Origin of the sequence: Flavobacterium sp. (assembly GCF_044368625.1) — a bacterium.
GTDB lineage: Bacteria > Bacteroidota > Bacteroidia > Flavobacteriales > Flavobacteriaceae > Flavobacterium.
Map to the genome: position 1 here is coordinate 1 of NZ_JBIPPD010000025.1, position 23,158 is coordinate 23,158.

Genomic DNA, 23,158 nt, shown 5'->3' on the forward strand with positions numbered 1-23,158 from the left:
TTTATCTAATTTTTTCTAAAAATTAAACAAAAAAAAAGAGATACATTTCTGTATCTCTTAGTGAGGCATCGTCCGGATTCGAACTTTATCTTTATCTAATTTTTTCTAAAAATTAAACAAAAAAAAGAGATACATTTCTGTATCTCTTAGTGAGGCATCGTCCGGATTCGAACTTTATCTTTATCTAATTTTTTCTAAAAATTAAACAAAAAAAAAGAGATACATTTCTGTATCTCTTAGTGAGGCATCGTCCGGATTCGAACCGGAGTAGGAGCTTTTGCAGAGCCCAGCCTAGCCACTCGGCCACGACGCCATTAATTAAACGGATTGCAAATGTAATTAAAATCTTCAGTCTTTAAAAATTTAAAGATTAAAAAAAATTATTAAAATGTAATCCTTCTATCTTTCAATCTTTTAGTCTTTCAATCTTTTAGTCCTTTAACTTCGATATTCCTCCATTTCAATAGTAACTCGTTCTACATCACCACCAATTGGAGGATTTATTTTTGAAACGGCCAACAAAATCCTAGAAACCGAAGGAATTTCATCAAAAATTCGTTTGATAATTCGGTGGGCGACATGCTCTAAAAGTTTCGAACGAATCGCCATTTCTTCCACAACTATTCGGTTTAAATGAACATAATCCACAGTATCATTCAAATCGTCTGTTTCCGATGATTTACGTAAATCTGTTTTTATTTCTAAATCTACAATGTAATCCGAACCAATTTTTTCTTCCTCAATTAAGCAACCGTGATTGGTATAAACGCGGATGTTTTGCAATTTTATTGTACCCATTTTATTTCAATTATCTAATTTTTGTTCTTTCAAATTCAAAGTTAAGACGTTTTAAACGATTTTTCAGCAAACTTTAAACTTTAAACTTTAAACATTTCTATCTTTGTCCAAACATAAATTTGAAGTATGTCAACAGAAGAGAAATCATTGAATTTCATTGAACAAATTATAGAAGAAGATTTAAAAAACGGTTTATCGAAAGATAAATTGCGTTTTCGTTTTCCACCTGAACCCAACGGCTATTTGCATTTAGGTCACGCAAGTGCCATTGCCTTAAATTTTGGTTTAGGTATTGATTATCAAGCACCTGTAAATTTACGTTTTGACGATACCAATCCTGCTAAAGAAGAACAAGAATACGTGGACGCCATCAAACGCGATGTCGAATGGTTGGGATATCAATGGACCGAAGAACGGTATGCATCGGATTATTTTCAGGAACTGTACGATTGGGCTGTGATGTTGATTAAATCCGATAAAGCCTATGTTGATAGTCAGTCCTCGGAAGAAATGGCAGCTCAAAAAGGAACGCCTACTACTCCAGGAATTGACGGTCCTTTCAGAAATCGTTCTGTTGAAGAAAATTTGGATTTATTCGAAAGAATGAAAAATGGCGAATTTCCTGAAGGAAAACATATTTTAAGAGCTAAAATAGACATGAAAGCTACAAATATGTTGATGCGTGATCCGATAATTTATAGGGTTATTCATAAAAGCCATCACAGAACAGGGGAGAAGTGGTGCATTTATCCGATGTACGATTGGGCTCATGGCGAAAGTGATTATATCGAGCAAATTTCGCATTCGTTTTGTACCCTTGAATTTTTACCTCACCGTGAATTGTACGACTGGTTTCTAGACCAAGTGTATGATCCAAGTTTAGTGAGACCTAAACAAAGAGAGTTTGCACGACGAAATTTATCACACACCATTGTAAGTAAAAGAAAATTGCTGCAATTGGTTACAGAAAATCATGTAACAGGTTGGGATGATCCACGAATGCCCACAATTTCAGGCTTGAGAAGACGCGGTTATACACCTGTTTCTTTGCGCAATTTTACCAAAACTATTGGTATTGCCAAAAGAGAAAATTTAATAAATGTTTCTGTTTTGGAATTTTGCATTCGCGAAGATTTAAATAAAACTGCTCCTCGAGTAATGGCTGTTTTGGATCCAATAAAAGTTGTAATTTCAAACTATCCTGAAGGTAAAGTGGAATGGTTGGAAGCCGAAAACAACCAAGAAGACGAAAGTGCAGGCTTTAGAAAAGTGCCGTTTTCGCGCGAAATTTTTATCGAAAGAGAAGATTTTATGGAGGAAGCACCCAACAAATTTTTCCGATTGTCTTTGGGCAAAGAAGTGCGTTTAAAAAATGCCTACATCATTAAAGGAGAAAGTGTCACAAAAGATGCGGATGGAAATATTACTGAAATTCAAGCGACATTCGATACCAACAGTTTAAGTGGAAGTGGGACAGAAGCCAGTCAACGGAAAGTGGCTGGAACCTTGCATTGGGTGGACATTAAATACGCCATTCCTGCTGAAATTAGACTTTACGACCGTTTGTTTACTGATGAAACGCCGGACGGACACAAAGAGAAAGATTTCCTTGAATTTGTGAATCCGGATTCGCTAAAAGTGATTACAGGATTTGTAGAACCAAGTTTGTTAACAGCTCAAGCAGAGGATAAATTTCAGTTTCAGCGTTTGGGATATTTTACGGTAGATAAAGATTCGACTACTGAACATTTGGTTTTCAATAAAACCGTTGGACTCAAAGACGCTTGGGAAGAAAAAGGTAAGAAAGAAGAAAACGCCATCAACAATTCATTGAAAGACATTAATAAATATTTCAAAGTAGAATTTGAAGATCGAAGAGTTATTGAAAAAGCGATTGCTCAAAATATAGAAAGCATTTCTGATTTTAGTTTGCTGCAAAATGCGATTAGAAAAAACACCAACAACAATAAAAGTTCGCTTTTGTTTGCCAATTGGGTTTTGAAATATTCAAAAGCCATCAATATTTCTGACGTAGAAACTGAAGCTTTGCAAAAATTATACAGCATGTCTTTGAAAAGTGAATCGCCATTTGTTAGATTAGAAACGATTCAACTTTTAAAGCAAGATGTTGAAAATTTATCTTTCTTCAAAAATCAATTACAAGAAATGATGGCAACTGAAAAAAACGAAGAAGTTAAATCTGGTATTTCAGAATTATTTTAAAAAATAGATTTTATCAATGAAAAGCCTGCATTTTGTAGGCTTTTTTTATAATTAGTATTTTCTATTAAAATTCGAATTGTATCATTTTTTACTATCAAAATTAACTTTATTTAAAGCTTTTTAATCCATTTTTACAAATTAGTTGGCTCATTCTTCATATTTCTAGAATTTGTATCGGATATCGCGTTAATTGCATTTTAGTAATTAAATAGGACTACTTTAACGGCTTGTTAACAACAGAAAAGAAATTTGTTCGTAACTTTAATAAAAATTAATTTAATACATAAACGCTATGGCCAACAGAGATAATGGAACTACAGTTTTAGCCCTTTTAGCAGGTGCTGCAATCGGAGCGGGATTAGGAATTTTATTTGCTCCAGATAAAGGAGAAAAAACAAGAGGTAAAATTAAAGAGAAATATGATGATCAAAAAAATGATCTAGTAAATAAATTTGGAGAATTGACCGAAACGGTTAAATCTAAATTTGCCAAAACCAAAGTTGATTTAGAAAAAGGCTTTGACGATTTGATACACAATGCAGACGACAAGTCAGAAGAAGTGATTGCCAAATTAGAACGAAAATTACAAGAGTTGAAAAACGCAGCTCACAATGCATCTCCAAAAAACTAATTGTTTTAGGAATTATTAATTCAAATAAAAAGAGGCTGTAAAGCCTCTTTTTTAGTTTAATAAATTATTTTCTTGAATCATAACTGTCTTCATCTTCTGGAAGTTCAGTATCTTTTAAGTTTTGATAATCTTCCGATGGTTTAAATTCTTCTGCTTTTTTCTCTTTCTTTTTATTAGCAATACGTGTTCTGTTTCCTTCTTTCATCGCTTCTCCTATTTGATTAGATGCCGAAAAAGATGCCACCATATTGTTCAACATGTCACTTCCCGCCTGTGGCGAATTCGGAAGCAAAATCAAGTTGGAATTCGTATCAGCACCAATCGCTTGCAACGTATCGTAATGTTGTGTTACCACAATCAATGCCGAAGCTTCTTGCGAATTGATTCCTACTTTGTTCAGTACATCCACACTTTCTACCAATCCACGGGCAATCTCACGACGTTGATCGGCAATACCTTGACCTTGTAAACGCTTACTTTCGGCCTCTGCTTTGGCTTTGGCTACAATTCGAATTCGAGAACTTTCTGCTTCAAATTCGGCAGCGGTTTTTTCGCGGTCGGCAGCATTAATTCTATTCATCGCGTTTTTCACTTGAATATCTGGATCAATATCAGTTACTAAAGTGTTGATGATGTCGTAACCATAAGTCGTCATGGCTTCATTCAACTCACGTTTTACCGCAATGGCAATATCATCTTTTCTTTCGAAAACATCATCCAATTTCAACTTGGGAACTTCGGCACGAACTACGTCAAAAACATAAGCAGTAATCTGATCGTGTGGGTATTCCAATTTGTAAAAAGCATCGTACACTTTGTCTTGAATTACTTTAAACTGAACCGAAACTTTCATTTTCACAAAAACGTTGTCTTTGGTTTTGGTTTCAATAATAACATCCAATTGCTGGATTTTCAAATTCACACGACCTGCAATGCGATCCACCACCGGAATTTTAAGTTGCAAACCCGAATTTCGAACACTCAAGAATTTCCCGAATCGTTCAATGATAACGGCCGTTTGTTGTTTAACGGTAAAAAAAGAAGAAAGAAATAGGAACAAGCCTATTACGAGAATGACATAAAAAAATACATCCATTGTTGTTGGGTTTTAATTGTTTAAATATTAGACGAAGTAATAATTGGAAAGTTACAATATATTTTCAACAAAAAATCCTTTTAAAATTTTACTTCTAAAAGGATTCTTTTAATTTATAAGGTTGCAATCGCTTTTTCAATTCGCCTAATTGTTTCTTCCTTACCAATAATTTCTATAATATCAAACAAATGCGGTCCTTTTAAAGCGCCCACAACACTCAAACGGAGCGGCTGCATCACTTTTCCCATACCAATTTCAAATTCAGCCATCCAGGCTTTAATCGTGGTTTCAATGACTAAAGAATTAAAATCTTCTATTTCATTTAATAGATCAGCCACGTTTTGCATCAACATCGGCGTTTCTTCTTTCCAATTTTTTGCCGCTTTTTCATCATAAGAGGTTGGTGCTTGAAAGTAAAAATCGCCCAATTCCCAGAATTCTTCTACAAAATTTGCTCGGTCTTTAATGGAAGAAACAATTTTCACCAACGTAGAATAATCAATTGCAATACCTTTTTCGTATAAAAAGGGTGCAAAAGCTTTAGCTAAATCCTCATCAGATTGTAAAATCAAATATTGGTGGTTGAACCATTTGTTTTTGTCTGGATCAAATTTGGCTCCAGCTTTATGTACTCTAGTTAATTCAAAGCTTTCCACCAACTCTTCTAATGAATAGATCTCTTTTTCCGTACCGTCATTCCAACCCAATAAGGCTAAAAAATTGACTACAGCTTCAGGAAAGAATCCTTTTTCTCTGTAACCTGACGAAATGCTTTCAGACGTTTTCCATTCCAATGGAAATACAGGAAAACCTAGTTTATCGCCATCGCGTTTGGATAATTTTCCGTTTCCAACAGGTTTTAAAATCAATGGCAAATGCGCAAATTCTGGAGCTTCCCAACCAAAAGCCTTGTACAACAAAAAGTGGAGCGGGAGGGAAGGCAACCATTCTTCGCCTCGAATCACGTGCGTGGTTTCCATCAAGTGATCGTCGACAATATTGGCCAAATGATAAGTTGGCATTCCGTCGCTCTTAAACAAAACTTTGTCGTCCAGCAAATTGGAATCAAATTTTATATCTCCACGAATAATGTCTTTCAGTTCTAAAATTTCATCGACAGGTGTTTTAAACCGAATGACATAATCGGCTCCGTTGCCAATTCGTTCCGAAACTTTTGCAGCATCTACTGTTAGTGAATTGTCCAATTGTTCGCGAATCGTATGGTTGTAAATAAACGTTTCGCCACGTTCTTCTGTGTTTTTTCGCAGTTGATCCAAATCTTCAGCCGAGTCAAATGCATAGTAAGCCCAACCTTTCGCAACCAAATCTTCGGCATAACTCTGGTACAAATGTTTACGTTCGCTTTGACGATAAGGGCCAAATTTTTCGTTCTTTCCCACCGTTTCATCCGGAGAAATTCCCAACCATTCCAAGGCTTCCAAAATATAGGCTTCCGCTCCTGGTACAAATCGGTTTTGATCGGTGTCTTCAATTCGTAAAAAGAACGTTCCCCCGTGTTTTTTGGCAAACAAATAATTGAACAATGCGGTTCTCACGCCGCCAATGTGTAATGGTCCCGTCGGACTTGGTGCAAAACGCACGCGAACTTGTTTAGACATTTTCTATAGATTTTTGACAAAGATACGTTTTCAAATAGAATTTTTGTTTCCCTTTTTTGGGCGTGCCCCTCCATTTCGTTCCTAACGCAACACTTTCGTTTTAAACCAGTCGGGTCAGGCTACCACTCCCGCTTCCCGATGAAAAATCGGGAGAGCTCCGTTTATATCCTTCACGCGAGTAAGCGGTGAAGATGATATTTTTGTAGGTTCACAACCCCAACAGTGTTCTAAATGCCGCGGAGTTTTCTTGACAAAAAACACTTATTTTCGCTAACATTTTTTAACATTTGATGTCTAGATAAATTCCTACATTTATCGGTTATTATTTAAAAGCACTGAAATTTGGAAAATAAAGCATTGATTTATCAAAAACTAGAAGCATTTATCCGAAAATTTTATACTAACGAACTCCTAAAAGGAACTTTGTTTTTTCTGGGATTGGGATTGCTGTACCTGCTTTTTACGCTATTTATCGAGTATTTTCTGTGGCTCAAACCGCTTGGACGGACGATTTTATTTTGGACGTTTGTTGCTGTGGAAGCGCTGTTGATAGTTAAATATATTTTGTTTCCCATTTTTCAATTGTTTAAAATAAAAAAAGGAATCGGTTACTCACAAGCTTCCGTAATTATCGGAAATCATTTTGGTGAAGTAAGCGATAAGTTGACCAATTTCTTGCAACTTTCCAATGACCCCAACGCGTCTGAATTATTGATTGCTTCAATCGAACAAAAAGCAAATTCACTACAACCCATTCCTTTTCAAAATGCAGTAAGTTTTAAAGGCAATCGCAAATACATTCCTCTAGCACTTTTACCAATCTTGTTTTTTGCCTTTTTCTATATTTCTGGAAACAGCAAGATCATCAGTCAAAGTTTGAACCGAGTGGTTAACTACAAAGAGCAGTTTGTTCCTCCAGCTCCTTTCGAATTCATTATTTTAAACGATAATTTGCAAACGCAGGAAGGAACTGATTTTATAGTTCAAGTTAAAGCCGTTGGAAATGTAGTACCAGAAAGGGCGATGGTTTTTGTGAACGACGAAAGTTATTTTATGGAAAGTTCGAAAACAGGAGTTTTTGAATTTACCTTTTCCAAACCGCAAAAAGATCTGGTGTTTCGAGTGGAAGCTAACAAAGTATCTTCTCCAGATTTTGAATTAAAAGTAGTGGAAGTTCCTAAGATTGCCAACTTCGAAATGGTCGTTCAATTTCCTAGTTACTTAAACCGTAAATCGGAATTGATCATTGGAAGCGGTAATGCGATTGTGCCAGAAGGCTCAAAAATTACGTGGAAAATGAGTACCCAATCCACCGACCAACTCGAATGGACTGATTTTAAGACAAAAAGTACCATTTTTTCTGGTAAAAATATTTTTAATTGGAGTAAAACCATCAATCAAAATACAGATTATCAAATTGTTACCTCTAACAAGAACGTGCAACGCTTTGAGAAATTGAATTACCAAATTGGTGTAATTAAAGATCAATTTCCGGTAATCACTGTAAATAGTGTTCCAGACAGTTTAAATCTCGAAGAAAAAGTTTTTGTAGGACAAGTTTCTGATGATTACGGTTTGTCCAAGTTGCAAATTGTTTATTATCCCTCATCCGATAAAAATAGAGTTTTCAAAAAGGAACTTGCCGTTAAACGCGATGTTTTTCATCAATTTGTTTTTAGTTTTCCCGGAAGTTTAACTGTTCAAGAAGGAGTCGCTTACGAATACTATTTTGAAGTTTTTGACAATGACGTTTTGCATAATTTTAAAAGTACGAAGTCATCGGTCTTTTCAGAACGGATTCAAACCATTCAAGAAAAACAAGACGATTTGATGCAAGAACAAAACAGCAATATTAACGGTTTGCAAAAATCACTCAAAACGCAAGACAAGCAACTTTCGGAATTGGATAAATTGCAAAAATCCAATAAAGAAAAAAGTTCCCTTGAATTTAAAGACCAGCAAAAAGTAGATGATTTCATCAAACGTCAAAAACAACAAGACGAAATGATGAAGCAATTTACCAAAAAAATGGATGAGAACCTCGACAAGATAAAAACAGAAAAAAACGACGAGTTTAAGGAAGCATTGCAAAAGCGACTGGAAGAAAGTCAAAAAGAACTAGATAAAAATCAAAAGCTTTTGGATGAATTACAAAAGTTAAATGATAAAATTCAACAAGAAGAATTGTTTGAAAAAATGGAACAATTTAAGCAAGTTAGTAAAAATCAATCAAAGACATTGGAACAATTGGTGGAGTTGACAAAGCGTTTTTATGTCGAAAAGAAAGCCGAGCAAATTGCCGATAAACTTGAAGAGCTCTCGGATAAACAGGAAAAACTTTCTGATGAAACAGACAAAAATAATGCTGAAAACCAAGACAAGATTAATAAGGAGTTTGATGCCATTCAAGAAGACTTGAAAGAGTTGGATAAAGAAAATAATGAATTGAAATCTCCGATGGAAATTCCGATGGACAAAGAACAGGAAAATAACATCGAAAAAGATTTAGAAAAAGCCAAAGAAGAACTACAAAAAGACAAGAAAAAGGACGCAAAACCAAAGCAAAAAAGTGCTGCTAAGAAAATGAAAGAAATGTCGGGTGCTATGGAAGAAAGTATGGCAGATGGAGACAAAGAACAATTAGAAGAGGACGTTGCGATGTTGCGTCAAGTGATGGATAATTTATTGGCTTTTTCATTCTCTCAAGAAGAATTATTGTATCGTGTTAAGAATCTTAAACGTGGAGCACCTGCTTTTAATAAAAACCTGAAAATCCAACAAGATTTGCGTTTGCAGTTTCAACACGTGGATGATAGTTTATTTGCATTATCGTTGCGAAATCCGATGCTTAATGAGCCAATCACCAAAGAGATTGGCAATGTGTTTTATAATATCGAAAAAGCACTGGAAAATTTGGTAGAATCCAATATATCTAAAGGAAGCTCTCACCAACAGTACACTATTTCGTCTGCAAATAGATTAGCCGATATGTTGAGTACTATTCTGAATAGTATGCAAATGTCATTGTCTGGTTCCGGACAAGGCAAGCCAAAACCTAGTTCAGGTAAAGGCGAAATGCAATTACCAGATATTATGATGAAGCAAAAAGGCCTTGGTGAAAAGATGAAAGAGGGTATGAAAAAAGGTAAAGAAAGCGGAAAAAAAGAGGGTGAAGGAAAGGAAGGCGATCAAGGGCAGAAGTCGGGTCAAAAGCCGGGTCAGTCTGGTAATAATGGAAAAGAAGGAGATGGAGGTACTGATGGAGAAGGCAATGCCAAAGCAATTATGGAAATTTATAAAGAGCAGCGCCAATTGAGAGAAGCATTGCAAAACGAGTTAAATAAAAAAGGAATGTCTGGTAGTGGTCAAAACGCTTTGGATAAAATGAAAGACATCGAAAAGCAGTTGTTGAATCAAGGATTTAAAAATCAAACTTTAGAAAAGGTTTTAAATCTGAACTATGAATTGCTCAAGTTGGAAAAGGCGTTGCAGCAGCAAGGTGAAGAGGAAAAACGTCAAGCTGAAACCAGAAAAAATGAATTCGACGGTTCCAAAGGAGCTTTAACTCCTGCTTTAAAAGAATATTTAAACAGCATCGAAATATTAAACCGACAAAGCTTACCTTTGCGCTCCAATTTTAACCAAAAGGTTAAAGAATATTTTAACGTAAATGATTAGTTTTAACTACGAAACCGTTTTTAATCTGGGCAATGAATCTGCTTTTAGCGATTGGATTTCTCAGGTCATTTTGTCCGAAGACAAGAAGGAAGGCGAAATCAATTTTATTTTTTGTGACGATGAATATTTGCATAAACTGAATGTCGAATATTTAGATCACGACACCCTAACCGATGTCATAAGTTTCGACTACTCGTTGGGAAATGAACTACACGGCGATGTTTTTATCTCTGTAGAACGTGTTGCTGAAAACGCAAAGGATTTTGAGGTAACATTTGCACAAGAAATTAAGAGAGTGATTATTCACGGCGTTTTACATTATTGTGGTTACAAGGATAAGACTATCGAGGATGAACGCTTGATGCGTTTAAAAGAAGAGGAAAAAATTAGTATGTTCCACGTGGAACAATAAAATATTCGATTGCTATTTTTGTTGGATTGTTCCACGTGGAACAATCGATAAATCAAAATAACACGAAGTAAATAGGAAAGAGATAAAGATGTTTGAAGATATTTATGATGTAATTGTGGTGGGTGCGGGCCATGCAGGTTCTGAAGCTGCAGCAGCAGCTGCAAACCTGGGTTCAAAAACTTTGTTGGTAACGATGAGTTTGCAAAACATAGCTCAAATGTCTTGCAATCCTGCAATGGGAGGAATTGCAAAAGGCCAAATTGTGCGCGAAATTGACGCGCTTGGTGGATATTCGGGAATTGTTTCCGACAAAACAGCCATTCAGTTCAAGATGTTGAACAAGTCCAAAGGCCCTGCAATGTGGTCGCCAAGAGTACAAAGCGATCGTATGCGGTTTGCCGAAGAGTGGCGTTTGATGTTGGAACGAACCCCTAATTTAGACTTTTATCAAGAAATGGTAAAAGGTTTGATTATTGAAAACGGTGTTGTCAAAGGAATTCGAACTTCTTTAGGAGTAGAAATTAAGTCAAAATCGGTTGTCCTAACCAATGGAACATTCTTAAACGGATTGATTCATATCGGTGAAAAACAGTTTGGCGGTGGTAGAGCAGGAGAGAGTGCCTCGTTCGGAATTACAGAAGATTTAGTAAAAGTAGGTTTTGAAGCCGGAAGAATGAAAACCGGAACGCCGCCTCGTGTAGATGGACGTTCGTTGGATTATTCTAAAATGAACGAAGAATTGGGTGATGCAAAACCTGATAAATTCTCTTATTCTGACGAAACAAAACCGTTGATTCATCAACGCTCGTGCTACATGACTTATACCTCTTTAAATGTACATGATATTTTGAGAGAAGGATTTGATCGTTCGCCAATGTTTAACGGTCGTATTCAAAGTTTGGGGCCAAGATATTGTCCGTCGATTGAAGATAAAATCAATCGTTTTGCTGATAAAGAACGGCACCAATTGTTTATTGAACCCGAAGGTTGGGATACGTGCGAAGTTTATGTAAATGGCTTTTCAACTTCTTTACCAGAAGATATCCAGTATAAAGCACTGAAATCGGTTGTGGGTTTTGAAAATGTAAAGTTTTTCCGTCCCGGTTATGCCATCGAATACGATTATTTTCCACCCACACAATTGAAGCACACACTCGAAACCAAGTTGGTAGAAGGCTTGTATTTTGCAGGTCAAATTAACGGTACAACAGGTTATGAAGAAGCGGCTTCGCAAGGACTAATGGCTGGAATTAACGCGCATTTAAAAGTGCGAGAAAAAGAGCCTTTGATATTAAAACGTGATGAAGCTTATATCGGAGTTTTAATTGACGATTTAATTACCAAAGGAACCGAAGAGCCCTACCGAATGTTTACCTCTCGAGCGGAATACCGGACGCTGTTGCGTCAGGACAATGCTGATGAACGACTCACGCCAAAAGGTTTTGAAATTGGTTTGGCCTCTGAAAAACGTCTTCGTAGAATGGAGCACAAGTTTAATGAAGCACAAAAATTAGTAGATTTTTTTAAAGAAACGAGTGTTTCTGTTGCCGAAGCGAATCCGATGTTGGAAGCAAAGGGAAGTGCACCTGTTTCGCAATCGGATAAAATGTTTAAAATATTCTCGAGACCGCAAGTTGATTTGGAAGATGTAATGCAATTCGATAAAGTTAAAGAATATGTTGCTAACGCAAATGTAGATCAGGAAATTTTGGAGCAAGCTGAAATTCAAGTCAAATATTCCGGTTATATTGAGAAAGAGCGAAATAATGCCAACAAGCTAACACGACTAGAAGATGTAAAGATTCCGGATAATTTTGATTATGATAAAATCAAATCAATGTCGATTGAAGCAAGGCAAAAATTATCTAAAATTCGTCCCGTAACCATTTCACAAGCTTCTCGAATCAGCGGGGTTTCACCAAGTGATATTTCAGTATTGCTAATTTATATGGGACGATAAAATGAGTGTTTCACGTGGAACAACCTTGCGAAAGCTTATGAATAATAGAAATTTTAGCTTATTTGTTGTCTATGCGATACTGATCAGTTGTGGTATTCACAAACCAAAGTACACGATAACGGATTATGTTTTGGTTCCCAATGCTAAAGAAATTATCGGTAACAAAGGTTTAACGGCTTTTGTTTTTGAAAACAATAAACGAATTATACCGTTCCAACAGTTCTTGGCAGTCCATTATAATTTGCAAACTTTAAATCAAAAAGAGATTCCATTTGAGATAAATGACGAACGATTTACTTTGCACGTTTACGACGCAACTGAAATGGAAAAATACATCAACCTTTCCGATTTTGTTATGAAAGAACAAATTCCAGATGTTTCAAAAATGGGAAATCAAAGCGATTTTATAGTGCTTTCGGCGGTAAATGACAGAAATGAAGATTGTCTGAAAGACGACTCTTTATACCAAACAAGGGTCTTGAAGTATTTAAAAAATTTAAAAGAAGCTTATTTAAGTAATGACAGATAAAGAAAAAAATATTTTTTTAACCGTTAAGGATTATACCGTTTCACACGAAACTTTTGGTTTGTTCTGCAACGAAAAGTACGAGATGCTGGTAACTTTTCCAAAACCGAACCCTATTGATCTACCCAAATATTACGAAAGCAGCGAGTACATATCGCATTCAGATAAAAAGTCGGGTTTGTTGAGTACGGTTTATCAATTGGTACGAAGCCGTACCTTGAAAAATAAATTAAAAATTGTCGAACAATTTCAACCACAAAAAGGATCTTTATTAGATATTGGAGCGGGAACAGGTCATTTTGGCGCTTTAGCAAAACAAAATTCTTGGACAGTTAGCGGAATCGAACCTAATGAAGGCGCTCGAAATGTAGCGGCAGCGAAAGGTATTTTATTTTTCGACCAAATTCAAAATGTAGAAAATAACGCATTTGATGTCATCACGATGTGGCACGTTTTAGAACATGTTCCGGATTTAGAAGAACAAATTATAGAGTTGAACCGCGTTTTAAAACCCAACGGAACATTGATCATTGCCGTACCCAACTTTCACTCGTATGATGCCAAGTATTACAAAAGATTTTGGGCAGGTTATGACGTTCCTCGACATTTGTGGCATTTCTCTAAAAAATCTATTGCTAAACTTTTTCAGGAAAGAAACATGGAGGTGGTTCAAATGCTTCCGATGAAATGGGATGCTTTTTACGTGAGTCTTCTTTCTGAAAAATATAAAAACGGTTATATGAATTTCTTGAAAGCAATTTACATCGGTTTAAAGTCCAACCGTAAAGCAAAGCAAAATTTTGAGTATTCTTCCATCATTTACATCCTAAAAAACATACAAAAAGAATAATTAGGCTTTTTGACGCACTTTCTAAGTCGGGATCATCAAATAACATAACTTTTTTATGAAGTTAGCTTAAAACTATTTTAAACAGGTCGTTTTCTTAGTGATTAAACTATAAAAAATGAATTATTTATAAGTAAAATCTATTAAGTGTTTTTTTTGATGAAAAATTATAAATTTCTCAATTCCATACTTTTTTACTATTTTTGACGCCCAAACTTACATTTAATATTTACATTCATAAAAATGAAAAAATCCCTTTTGATTATCGCTCTAGCTGTTTCAATTATTTCTTGCAACAAAGAACAAACTGCTGTTTCTACAGAAATGAAAACCGCCTATGTAGATACAGCAAAGTTAATGGAAGAGTACACAGAAGCAAAAGATTTAGAAGCTAAATTTAAAGCGAAATCCGAAGCTGAAGCCAAAAAATTCGAAGTAGAAGAAGCAAATTTTAAAGCAGAAGTTGCCAATTTCCAAAAAAACGCGCAAGCCAATGGTCAAGCTTGGGCACAACAAAAAGATGCCGAGTTGTCGCAAAAACAGCAACGTTTGCAATATGCAGCTCAAAGCGTAGGTCAGAAATTACAAGTGGAAGGCGCCACAGAAATGGACAGTTTGGTTAAAAATGTAAAAACTTTTATCAAAAATTACGGCAAAGAAAAAGGCTACGATTATATCTACGGAACAGGAGACGCGGCAACCGTTTTGTATGCCAAAGATCAATATGATATTACTAAAGAAGTCATCAAATTATTGAATGAAAAATATGCATCAGGCTCTAAAGCAGCATCTGAAACGGATGCTAAAAAAGATGAAGAAACCAAATAATTACTGTGTTTCATAATGAAATTAGCCTTCCTTTTGGAAGGTTTTTTTTTGATTCCAAGTTGCTTGTAAATTAAAATTCTTCTCAGTACTTTTACTAATTATCTCGAAACCAAATGGATACTGTATCATCAACCGCAGATTATGTTTTAAAGTTTGTCAATCAAACCAACCGCTCCGTTTTTCTAACGGGAAAAGCAGGTACGGGTAAAACTACCTTACTCAAAAAAATCATTGAAACAACACACAAAAATGTTGTGGTAGTAGCACCCACAGGAATTGCCGCTTTAAACGCAGGAGGTGTTACAATTCATTCCATGTTTCAATTGCCTTTTGGAGGTTTTATTCCTGATACGATTTTTCAAAACGACTTTTCAAATAACTTGAAATTTGAAAATAAAAATACACTTCGTCGGCATTTCAGGATGAATGGTATAAAAAAAGCGGTAATCCAAAACATGGAATTATTAGTTATCGACGAAGTCAGTATGCTTCGGCCTGATGTGTTGGATGCAATGGATTTTATGATGCAATCCGTTCGTAAAAAGAAAATACCTTTTGGCGGCGTACAAGTTTTGTATATAGGCGATTTATTGCAATTACCGCCTGTCATAAAAGAAGAAGAGTGGAACGTATTGCGCAACTATTATTCGGGAAAATTTTTCTTTCATTCTCAAATTGTGCAACAAAATCCACCGTTGTATTTGGAACTTTCTAAAATCTTCCGACAAGACGATGATCTTTTTATCGAATTATTAGACAGTTTGCGAAACAACACTATTTCGGTCCAACAAAGGGATTTATTGAACCAGTATGTCCAGCCAAATTTTGATTTGAAAAAGCACGAAGGGTATATTATGTTAACCACACATAACCACAAAGTAGATGTGATAAATAGGGAAGCCCTGGCCGAATTAGCAGGAACTGAAGTTACTTTGAGAGCCGACGTTATTGATGATTTTCCAGATAAAATTTTTCCAATCGAATCCGATTTGAAACTCAAAAAAGGGGCTCAAGTCATGTTTGTAAAAAACGATACTTCTCCCGAAAAACATTTTTTTAATGGAAAAATGGGATTGGTAAAATCCGTTTCTAAAAATGAAGTATTGGTGGAATTTCCCGAAGAAAAAAAGGTAATCGAAGTGGAACGCTACGAATGGAAAAACATCCGGTATTCCGTAAACGAAACTTCGAAAGAAATAGAGGAGGAAGTGTTGGGGACTTTTACCCAATTTCCGCTCAAATTGGCTTGGGCAATAACCGTGCATAAAAGCCAAGGACTGACTTTTGACAAAGCAGCGATTGATGTATCGCAAGTTTTTATGCCCGGGCAAGCCTATGTGGCGCTTTCGAGATTGCGTTCGTTAAAAGGGCTTATTTTGCTTTCTCCGCTCACGATGAACGGCTTTTCCAACGATCGTGAAGTGATGCAATACGCCGAAAATAAATGTTCGGACGAAAAACTGGCTCAAGAACTGCAACTCGACACCCAGCAATTTCTGTATAAATCATTATTGAGTGCCTTTGATTGGGAAAATTTACTTCAAGAATGGCGCAATCATTTGTACTCTTATAAAAACGATGAATCGCGGTCGCCCCAATCGTTGCACGCGCTTTGGGCCAAAAAACAGTACGATGCTTTGGACAAAATTGTGCCTCTTGCGCAAAAATTTAGCAGTCAACTGCATTTTATTTTTAACCAACCGAACGTCGATTTGAACTATTTGCAGGAACGATTTACAGCAGCTTACAATTATTTTATGCCGGTTTTAGATCAAATGGTTTACGATTTATTGTTCAAAATGGAAGAGGTAATCAGGATTAAAAAAGCGAAAGGTTTTTATACTGAATTGGCCGAACTGGAAAATTTTCAAATCAAAACAGTTTTGGGCCTGATGAAAGCCCAAAAGTTGATTGTAGTCGTACTTTCGGGTCAATTGATGGTCAAAGAAAACCTGACTTCGTATGAAATCAAAACCTACAAAGGAACCATATTGCAGGCGGTTAAAGAAGATTTCAAAGCACAAAGAGGCACATTAGTAGAAGAAAATTTTGACGAAAGTTCGTACACAAAAACCAAATCAGACAAGAAAATTCCAAAGAAAAATACGGTCGAAGAAACTTATGAAATGTGGGTGCAAGAAAACTCCATCGAAACCATTGCTGCTGCTCGAAAACTGAGCAAAGGCACTGTTTTGGTTCACATTGCCAAATTAATCGAAGCCGGAAGAATTGATATCCAAGCCGTTTTACCTTCGTTATTGCTAGAAAAATTGGAAAAAGCTTTTGAAAACTATACCGAGGAGTCGCTTACGCCACTGAAAGAACAGCACGGGGATGCTTTTTCGTATGATGAATTGCGAATGTACAAAGCGTTCTTATCGATTAACTCAACCAATAACACGCCAAAATCGCAGGAATAAAATACACTACAATCGTTTGTGCACCCGCATACTCTTTGGCCATTCGTTGACCTACAAGTAGAAAAATCAACGTAATGCAACTAAATATTGCACCGTAAAACCCGAAAGTTCGTTGGTTATTCATCATCAGTTGAAGAATTCCCGCTAAACATAAAATTCCAGAAACCAGTTCCAAAACTAGAATTAAAAACAATGAGGCTGGAACCATATTTTTGATGGGTGTTTTGGCAAAATGACCTTTGAGCCACGACAAATTATCCTGCCAGTACATCGTTTTATCGTAAGCCGATTGAATAAAAGTGACTGCCAAAAGGAGCAAAACTAAAATGAAAGGGATATTACTTGTAATCATGTCTTTTTATTTTTTATGAATTAAACGGGTGAGTTTTATGGATAAATCGGTCAGCACAATTTTGGCGTTTCCGTTGCGTTCGATGTGGTAAATGGCGTCCGAAAGTTCGGTAAAAATAGCGTCGATATTAGTGCCGTTCACAAAAGGGGCAAATTTTTCGAGTTTAAAATTGGCTACTTTTGGTTCCATATACACCAAACTTGTGGTTTGATAATTGATTAGCAAGGCTTGACGGAACATTTCGATGCAATAATTCAAGAACTTTTTTTGCGTCTCACGGCCAATCCCAGCGATGGTTTCACTCCAACGGATTAAATCGCTTATGGCGCTTGCATTTCCTTTGGCCCGAAAAGCCGCCCGAACCCATTCTACAAACCATTCTTCAAATAGATCATCTTCGCCATTTTCATAAATAAATTTGAGTGCTTTGTTGAAATTTCCTTGGGCTTTATGGGCCATTTTTCGGGCTTCTATTTCATGGATATTGAAATCAGCACTTAATCTTTCGGCGATATTATTTTCACTTAATCCATTAAAATGCAACACTTGACAGCGTGACAAAATTGTTTGAATGATATCTTCTTCATTTTCAGCAATCAATATAAAAAGGGTTTTATCGGTAGGTTCTTCAAGCAGTTTTAAAAGTTTGTTTGAAGCCGCAACATTCATTTTATCTGCCATCCAAATGATTGCAATTTTATAACCACCTTCATAAGATTTCAGTGACAACAACCTTAAAATTTCCTGTGCATCGTCCACGCGTATTTCTCCTTGCTTGTTTCCTGCTTCAAGAAAATTCAGCCAGTCGAATAAACTTCCGTACGGATTTTGTTTGACAAATTCGCGCCAATCTGCAAGAAAATCGACACTTTTAGGCTTGGATTTTACATCGGTAGTAGTAACTGTGGGATAAATAAAATGCAAATCGGGGTGTGTTAAATTGCTGAATTTCAGGTTGCAACTTTCCACCCCTTCGGAATTTTCGCCGTCCACATTTTTACATAAAATGTATTGAGCATAAGCAATGGCTGTTGCCAAAGTGCCAGAACCTTCCGGACCTATAAAAAGTTGGGCATGCGGAATTCTGCCGGAATCAGCAGTTTTAGTAAGGTGATTTTTGAGGTGATCTTGACCAATAATTTCTGAAAAATCCATTTGACAAAGATATTCAAATCGGTTACAATCGAGACTATTCTCTTCTAAAAATTACATTTCTTGGTTTCCATTCAGTTTCCGAATCACTCGAGCAGGATTGCCAACGGCTAAACAATCCTCAGGAATGTCTTTGGTAACCACACTTCCCGCACCAATAACACTTCCTGCACCAATTGTTATACCTGGGCAAATCACAACCTGACCGCCGATCCAGCAATCGTCGCCAATAGTAATGGGTTTAGCACTTTCTACCGTTCTGCGTTTTATTTTGTCCAAGGGATGTGTGGCGGTGTACAAGTGAACGCCCGGTCCAAAAAGCACATTCGAACCGATACTTACTTTGGCAACATCCAAAACTACACAATTGACATTGAAAAAAACATTTTCGCCACATTCAATATTATACCCGTAATCGCAATGAAATGGCGGCTCGATGTGCACTACATTTTTGGAATTTGGGAGTAATTCAGCGATTAATTTCCTTGTATTTTTATTCATCCAATACTCCGTAACATTGATTTTATGCAATATTTTTTTGGCATTCAGCCGGGCTTTAACCAGCTCGCTGTCCATTGCATTGTAATTTTCTCCTGATAGCATTTTCTCTTTTTCCGACTTCATAGGAATTGTATTGAAATTTTAAATGTGAAATATTACTTTCAAAAATACCCATTTGTAGGGATTTTTCGGATGTAGGTTGGTATGTATTTTTACACTATCAAAAAACAGTAATAACCATGAAATTTTTTACAAAATTTAAATTTCTTTTTTTCAGTGTTTTAGTAATCCTTGTCATAGACGAGTGCTCTACAAATGAGCATGATTTGTCCAGTAAGAAAATAGATTTTGGTTCCAAATCGCAAAGCCAAATGGTTTTCTCAAAATGTCCAAAATTGGATTGGCGTCATAAGAAAGTTGAAGTAAGTTTTGAAGATGCTTTTCAGCATTTTGCTGTAATTGATGGATTTACAGCCAAAGAAAATGCAGAAGGACATGCACTTACAGAAAATAATTTGAAACAAGGATTGACCATAAAACTCAAAGTAACCGATTTGAAAATGAAGTCCGAACAAATCAACGAAATTATGATTGAAGCTTACGATTTACAAAAGGGGATCAATGAGTTTACAATAGGATATAGCGATAACAAACCATACATCATTTACTAAAAATCAGAACCAATTAGTCTAAGTAAAATTTCAGAACCAATTAATTTAATTCCAGGAACTTAAACCGTACAATTTATTTTGTACGGTTTTTTTTAGTTGATTTAATCAGCCAATTAGATACTGGAAACCAGCTCTTTTTTCTGAATGATTATTTCATAAATTCCGTCCCAAAGTGCAATTCTGCTTTGCAGTGATTTTATAGATGCTTCAGTCGCTTCTTCCCAAAACAAGTCATTGTCTCCGCAGAGATTGGAAGTCATTGCTAGTGCCAAATTACTGTGGTGATCACCATCCACTTCAATATGACGTTCTAAATAATACTTGAAAACACTTAACGCATCGGGAAATTTTTGATGCATGTCACTTACGATGGAATGAAACATTGCCGGAATTAGATCTTCTCTTCCAAAGGTAAAAACCGCTGCTTGAAGATGTGGTTTTTGTGTCGAAATGCAATCAAAAGTAAAGTTTACAAAGTTTTTTGCCGCTTCTGGAGTTTGTGCCTTTGCATAGGCTTCTTTAAAATCACCTGAATTTTGAAGCGTTGAAATGAACAATTGCATTTGCTCCACATTTGCCCCGCATTGCTGCATAGCTTGAAGATACAATTCAAAATGACTTTTCCGAATTCCCTCGCCATCGACGTCGGATTCTTCGCCCACAACAATTTCATTAATCAAATGCCTCGTTACCGCATCACCCACCGGAAACCAAGGAACGGAAGTACAGGTAAGATGGTTTTGCAAACTCTTTAGCAACGACATGAAATCCCAAACGGCATAGATATGTAAATTCATAAAAATTTTTAGATCGTCTAAATCGTTGATTACATCGTACACTTTGTGATGAATAATCTGTTGACGTAGCGGCTCAATTACAGTATTAATTTTCTGGATTTTTGGATGCATTTTTTAAATTTTACACAAAATTAGTGGATTTCAATGGTGTAAAGAAAAGATGTAAGTCATTTTTAACCTTTGTTCGAGATAATTAAGTGGTCTTTTCAGTTTAAATCGTTCTAATTTTGTAATGTTGCTATTTGTTTTTTAGTAAATTTCGAGGTGAATTGTTCACAATCTGAAAGATCAACAAACCTAGAAACTCCAAAAATTACAGTATTTTTAGAAAATAAATTTTGCAATATGTCTTTTAAAATTAAATTCTTACTTTCCTTTTTACTAGTAAACCTAAGTACACTTTTTGCGCAAGATATCGCAATTCCATATCGAAATGGAGATTTATGGGGCGTTTGTAATGCATTTGGAAAAATACTGATTGAACCCAAATTTGACGCCATCGAATTTCCAAATACACATCAAAATGGGAATGATTATATGATTTCTACGCTCAATGGATTATATGGTTTAATCTTAGATGGAAATGAAATTTTGGCTCCAAAGCACACAAATATTTACGACGATAACAGACTATTTTACACAAAATCAACCGATAATGGCAGCCAAGTTGATATTCTCTTGCCAAGCGGTAAATCAATTTTTGAAAAACCTTTTGCCAAAATTATTTATCAAACCAATATTGAAAAAGACAAAAAATTATTTCACGTATTAAACACAAATTTGACCGAAAGTGTGTTTGTCATGGATTTGAGCAATTACAAAATTCTTCAAGTTTTGTATGAAAATTATCATTCTATTTCCTACATCAGAACCATGAGAAGCGATGTTCGTGTTAGAGCCGAAATAGTTTTTATGGTAAAGAAGTCGGTAAAAAGTAATTTAATTGCTGAAAGTTGGGGCGGAACAGAAATTCCGCTGAAGAAAGCCAGTTCTGATTTTCGGTATTTAAAAGAAGAAGAATACTTGCAGTTTTTTAGTGGTAGATATGATTCAAATTACAAGAGCAAAAGCGGCTCCTATTCAGGACGCGATGATTATCATGTGGTTGAGGCGGTTTCGGGCGAAGGCGATTATGGTTCTGATATTGCAATTGAAGCACCTGGCGAAGCTGAAAAACCTCAGGTTTCAGATATTTCAGGAAACAAACAGATTAATTTAAATTACAATTTGGTCGTTAAAGACAATAAGCTATTTCTGGAAAGTGTTGAAAATAGGGATTATAAAACCAAAAGAGTAACCCCAATTAGTATTGAAGTTCCAACCTCCGAAATCAAATTGCCATACAGCTCATTGACAATCAAGAAAGAAAACGGAACAGATACGTTCTCGAATTATATTCGTTATCAAAAAAACGGTAAAACGATTGTAATCTTACCCAACGACTTGAAAAACAAACTTGAATTTGACTTTCTCGACGAACGAAATTTTGCTGTAAAAGAAAATAACAACATCAAAGAAAATGTTTTTTTGGTAGGGAAAAAAGATAAAAATAATCAAATGAAATATGGTTTGTATTCGAATGTTAGAAAGCAGATTGTAGATTTTATGTACGACGAATTTCAATACATTCAATTTTATGCTAATGATGGAAAAATGCTTTTTAAAATCAAGAAAGACAATAAATTTGGTGTTATTCAAGCAGATGGAACGGTTTTATTACCCGCCAACTTTAGCGATTTAAAAGAAGTGAATAACAATTATCGTTCGGGTTCAAAAGTTTTTCAGATTCAAAATAATTCAAAATACGGTTTGGTTTATCTCACAAGTACAGAAATTAAAATAGTTGCTCCCGTTTTTGATTACCCCATCAAAGGTGTTATTGCAAAATATCCGGAGTACAAAAACACCAATTTGCATAAAAGTTCAAACAACATTAAAACCATTCCGCTAATTGAATTAAAAGACGATTCGGGCGAATTTATGGGTTATGCTGCATTTGATGGAACGCAATTTTTTAAAGATTAAGAAATGAAAAACTATTTTTACCTACTGCTTTTCGTGGCTTTCAATGCTTCGTCACAATATTTTTCAGAAGACGGATTTTATCAAATTCGAAAGTTGGATACGGATAATTTTGACAATTTTTATTTCAATGAATATGAATTTAATCCAGTTGAAAACGCAAAAACACTTTTAGAAATTCAAAAAATAGCCAAGGATAACAAAATTCCTACCGTACGATATACGATTTCAAACGAATCAAAAGACGTAACCAGTGTTGCCGTTTTTGTCAACAACAATATATTTTCTCAAGCCTATTATAAAAACGGATTATTAAATGGCAAAAAAACCATTTTTCACGGAAACGGAAATCCATTTCATGAAATCGACTTTGTAAACGGAAAAGCCAATGGCGTTTATAAAATGTATAATGAACGAAATGAATTGGGTTTTGAAACGCATTTTAAAAACAATTTGAAAGAAGGAAAACGCATTTTATACATCAAAAGACGCGGCATGCAAAGCATTGAAGGTACGTATAAAAACAATATTTTAGTAGGAGATTTGCTCATAAAAGAAGATTATTCCGTTTATCATTTTCCTAACGATTTAAAAAACGGAAAAGTAAAGCGATTTTCTCAAGACA

19 protein-coding genes and 1 tRNA gene are annotated in these 23,158 nt (G+C 35.6%); 12 read left to right on the plus strand and 8 right to left on the minus strand.

Features of this window, described 5'->3' with window-relative positions; translation table 11 throughout:
- Nucleotides 1–242: 242 nt before the first annotated feature.
- Nucleotides 243–313 (minus strand) — tRNA-Cys (locus ACIQ2X_RS03510).
- Nucleotides 314–438: 125 nt separating this feature from the next.
- Nucleotides 439–798, minus strand: coding sequence for a dihydroneopterin aldolase (gene folB / locus ACIQ2X_RS03515; protein ID WP_396177497.1), 360 nt, complete (start codon nucleotides 796–798; stop codon nucleotides 439–441).
- Between the two features lie 126 nt (nucleotides 799–924).
- Here folB and ACIQ2X_RS03520 point away from each other — a divergent pair, with 126 nt between their 5' ends.
- A complete protein-coding gene (locus ACIQ2X_RS03520) occupies nucleotides 925–3,021 on the plus strand; it encodes a glutamine--tRNA ligase/YqeY domain fusion protein (RefSeq protein ID WP_396177498.1) in 2,097 nt (698 codons plus the stop codon).
- Nucleotides 3,022–3,313: 292 nt separating this feature from the next.
- On the plus strand, nucleotides 3,314–3,652 hold the full coding sequence (locus tag ACIQ2X_RS03525) for a YtxH domain-containing protein (protein WP_396177499.1): 339 nt from the start codon (nucleotides 3,314–3,316) through the stop codon (nucleotides 3,650–3,652).
- Nucleotides 3,653–3,716: 64 nt separating this feature from the next.
- Here ACIQ2X_RS03525 and ACIQ2X_RS03530 read toward each other — a convergent pair whose 3' ends face one another.
- The gene (locus tag ACIQ2X_RS03530; protein WP_396177500.1) at nucleotides 3,717–4,748 is read right to left on the minus strand and encodes an SPFH domain-containing protein; all 1,032 of its coding nucleotides are present in this window, start codon (nucleotides 4,746–4,748) and stop codon (nucleotides 3,717–3,719) included.
- A 113-nt stretch (nucleotides 4,749–4,861) separates the two neighbouring features.
- Complete coding sequence (gene gltX, locus ACIQ2X_RS03535; RefSeq protein ID WP_396177501.1) at nucleotides 4,862–6,367, minus strand: glutamate--tRNA ligase; 1,506 nt, start codon at nucleotides 6,365–6,367, stop codon at nucleotides 4,862–4,864.
- A gap of 342 nt (nucleotides 6,368–6,709) precedes the next feature.
- Between gltX and ACIQ2X_RS03540 the strand changes: the two genes are divergently transcribed.
- The 7 genes from ACIQ2X_RS03540 to ACIQ2X_RS03570 all read left to right on the plus strand — a co-directional run bounded on the left by ACIQ2X_RS03540 (nucleotide 6,710) and on the right by ACIQ2X_RS03570 (nucleotide 17,038).
- The gene (locus tag ACIQ2X_RS03540) at nucleotides 6,710–10,045 is read left to right on the plus strand and encodes a hypothetical protein (protein ID WP_396177502.1); all 3,336 of its coding nucleotides are present in this window, start codon (nucleotides 6,710–6,712) and stop codon (nucleotides 10,043–10,045) included.
- Nucleotides 10,038–10,457, plus strand: a complete 420-nt coding sequence (gene ybeY / locus ACIQ2X_RS03545; RefSeq protein ID WP_396177503.1) for an rRNA maturation RNase YbeY — start codon at nucleotides 10,038–10,040, stop codon at nucleotides 10,455–10,457. The genes ACIQ2X_RS03540 and ybeY overlap by 8 nt, the downstream gene beginning before the upstream one ends.
- Nucleotides 10,458–10,545: 88 nt before the next feature.
- Entirely contained in the window at nucleotides 10,546–12,417 is a 1,872-nt protein-coding gene (gene mnmG, locus ACIQ2X_RS03550) for a tRNA uridine-5-carboxymethylaminomethyl(34) synthesis enzyme MnmG (RefSeq protein ID WP_396177504.1), read from the plus strand.
- Between the two features lie 37 nt (nucleotides 12,418–12,454).
- Entirely contained in the window at nucleotides 12,455–12,946 is a 492-nt protein-coding gene (locus tag ACIQ2X_RS03555; protein ID WP_396177505.1) for a hypothetical protein, read from the plus strand.
- Complete coding sequence (locus ACIQ2X_RS03560) at nucleotides 12,936–13,793, plus strand: class I SAM-dependent methyltransferase (protein ID WP_396177506.1); 858 nt, start codon at nucleotides 12,936–12,938, stop codon at nucleotides 13,791–13,793. The genes ACIQ2X_RS03555 and ACIQ2X_RS03560 overlap by 11 nt, the downstream gene beginning before the upstream one ends.
- A 240-nt stretch (nucleotides 13,794–14,033) precedes the next feature.
- Nucleotides 14,034–14,618: an OmpH family outer membrane protein gene (locus ACIQ2X_RS03565; protein WP_396177507.1), complete on the plus strand. Its 585-nt coding sequence runs from the start codon at nucleotides 14,034–14,036 to the stop codon at nucleotides 14,616–14,618.
- 113 nt (nucleotides 14,619–14,731) lie between these two features.
- Nucleotides 14,732–17,038: a helix-turn-helix domain-containing protein gene (locus ACIQ2X_RS03570; protein ID WP_396177508.1), complete on the plus strand. Its 2,307-nt coding sequence runs from the start codon at nucleotides 14,732–14,734 to the stop codon at nucleotides 17,036–17,038.
- On the opposite strand, the gene ACIQ2X_RS03575 is transcribed toward ACIQ2X_RS03570, so the two are convergent.
- From ACIQ2X_RS03575 to ACIQ2X_RS03585, 3 genes are read right to left on the minus strand one after another with little or no spacing between them, the layout of a single operon-like run.
- Nucleotides 17,001–17,390, minus strand: coding sequence for a DoxX family protein (locus tag ACIQ2X_RS03575; RefSeq protein WP_396177509.1), 390 nt, complete (start codon nucleotides 17,388–17,390; stop codon nucleotides 17,001–17,003). The two genes, ACIQ2X_RS03570 and ACIQ2X_RS03575, sit on opposite strands and share 38 nt — an antisense overlap.
- A 6-nt stretch (nucleotides 17,391–17,396) precedes the next feature.
- Complete coding sequence (locus ACIQ2X_RS03580) at nucleotides 17,397–18,545, minus strand: ATP-binding protein (protein WP_396177510.1); 1,149 nt, start codon at nucleotides 18,543–18,545, stop codon at nucleotides 17,397–17,399.
- A 51-nt stretch (nucleotides 18,546–18,596) separates the two neighbouring features.
- Entirely contained in the window at nucleotides 18,597–19,166 is a 570-nt protein-coding gene (locus ACIQ2X_RS03585; protein ID WP_396177511.1) for a sugar O-acetyltransferase, read from the minus strand.
- Nucleotides 19,167–19,282: 116 nt separating this feature from the next.
- Here ACIQ2X_RS03585 and ACIQ2X_RS03590 point away from each other — a divergent pair, with 116 nt between their 5' ends.
- Nucleotides 19,283–19,714: a hypothetical protein gene (locus tag ACIQ2X_RS03590; protein ID WP_396177512.1), complete on the plus strand. Its 432-nt coding sequence runs from the start codon at nucleotides 19,283–19,285 to the stop codon at nucleotides 19,712–19,714.
- A 113-nt stretch (nucleotides 19,715–19,827) separates the two neighbouring features.
- Here the strand turns inward: ACIQ2X_RS03590 and ACIQ2X_RS03595 are convergent, their stop codons facing one another.
- A complete protein-coding gene (locus tag ACIQ2X_RS03595) occupies nucleotides 19,828–20,622 on the minus strand; it encodes a DUF3050 domain-containing protein (RefSeq protein ID WP_396177513.1) in 795 nt (264 codons plus the stop codon).
- Between the two features lie 234 nt (nucleotides 20,623–20,856).
- On the opposite strand from ACIQ2X_RS03595, the gene ACIQ2X_RS03600 reads away from it, so the two are divergent.
- Together ACIQ2X_RS03600 and ACIQ2X_RS03605 are read left to right on the plus strand one after the other, a co-directional pair.
- Nucleotides 20,857–22,536 carry a WG repeat-containing protein gene (locus ACIQ2X_RS03600; protein WP_396177514.1) on the plus strand — a complete coding sequence of 560 codons (1,680 nt, stop codon included), beginning with the start codon at nucleotides 20,857–20,859 and terminating at the stop codon, nucleotides 22,534–22,536.
- A gap of 3 nt (nucleotides 22,537–22,539) precedes the next feature.
- Nucleotides 22,540–23,158 (plus strand): toxin-antitoxin system YwqK family antitoxin (locus tag ACIQ2X_RS03605; RefSeq protein WP_396177515.1); only part of this gene is annotated, 619 nt, incomplete at its 3' end.

Coding starts and splice junctions, on each gene's coding strand:
- folB (WP_396177497.1), bottom strand. CDS start 798: ATGGGTACAATAAAATTGCAAAACATCCGCGTTTATACCAATCACGGT.
- ACIQ2X_RS03520 (WP_396177498.1), top strand. CDS start 925: ATGTCAACAGAAGAGAAATCATTGAATTTCATTGAACAAATTATAGAA.
- ACIQ2X_RS03525 (WP_396177499.1), top strand. CDS start 3,314: ATGGCCAACAGAGATAATGGAACTACAGTTTTAGCCCTTTTAGCAGGT.
- ACIQ2X_RS03530 (WP_396177500.1), bottom strand. CDS start 4,748: ATGGATGTATTTTTTTATGTCATTCTCGTAATAGGCTTGTTCCTATTT.
- gltX (WP_396177501.1), bottom strand. CDS start 6,367: ATGTCTAAACAAGTTCGCGTGCGTTTTGCACCAAGTCCGACGGGACCA.
- ybeY (WP_396177503.1), top strand. CDS start 10,038: ATGATTAGTTTTAACTACGAAACCGTTTTTAATCTGGGCAATGAATCT.
- mnmG (WP_396177504.1), top strand. CDS start 10,546: ATGTTTGAAGATATTTATGATGTAATTGTGGTGGGTGCGGGCCATGCA.
- ACIQ2X_RS03555 (WP_396177505.1), top strand. CDS start 12,455: ATGAATAATAGAAATTTTAGCTTATTTGTTGTCTATGCGATACTGATC.
- ACIQ2X_RS03560 (WP_396177506.1), top strand. CDS start 12,936: ATGACAGATAAAGAAAAAAATATTTTTTTAACCGTTAAGGATTATACC.
- ACIQ2X_RS03565 (WP_396177507.1), top strand. CDS start 14,034: ATGAAAAAATCCCTTTTGATTATCGCTCTAGCTGTTTCAATTATTTCT.
- ACIQ2X_RS03570 (WP_396177508.1), top strand. CDS start 14,732: ATGGATACTGTATCATCAACCGCAGATTATGTTTTAAAGTTTGTCAAT.
- ACIQ2X_RS03575 (WP_396177509.1), bottom strand. CDS start 17,390: ATGATTACAAGTAATATCCCTTTCATTTTAGTTTTGCTCCTTTTGGCA.
- ACIQ2X_RS03580 (WP_396177510.1), bottom strand. CDS start 18,545: ATGGATTTTTCAGAAATTATTGGTCAAGATCACCTCAAAAATCACCTT.
- ACIQ2X_RS03585 (WP_396177511.1), bottom strand. CDS start 19,166: ATGAAGTCGGAAAAAGAGAAAATGCTATCAGGAGAAAATTACAATGCA.
- ACIQ2X_RS03590 (WP_396177512.1), top strand. CDS start 19,283: ATGAAATTTTTTACAAAATTTAAATTTCTTTTTTTCAGTGTTTTAGTA.
- ACIQ2X_RS03595 (WP_396177513.1), bottom strand. CDS start 20,622: ATGCATCCAAAAATCCAGAAAATTAATACTGTAATTGAGCCGCTACGT.
- ACIQ2X_RS03600 (WP_396177514.1), top strand. CDS start 20,857: ATGTCTTTTAAAATTAAATTCTTACTTTCCTTTTTACTAGTAAACCTA.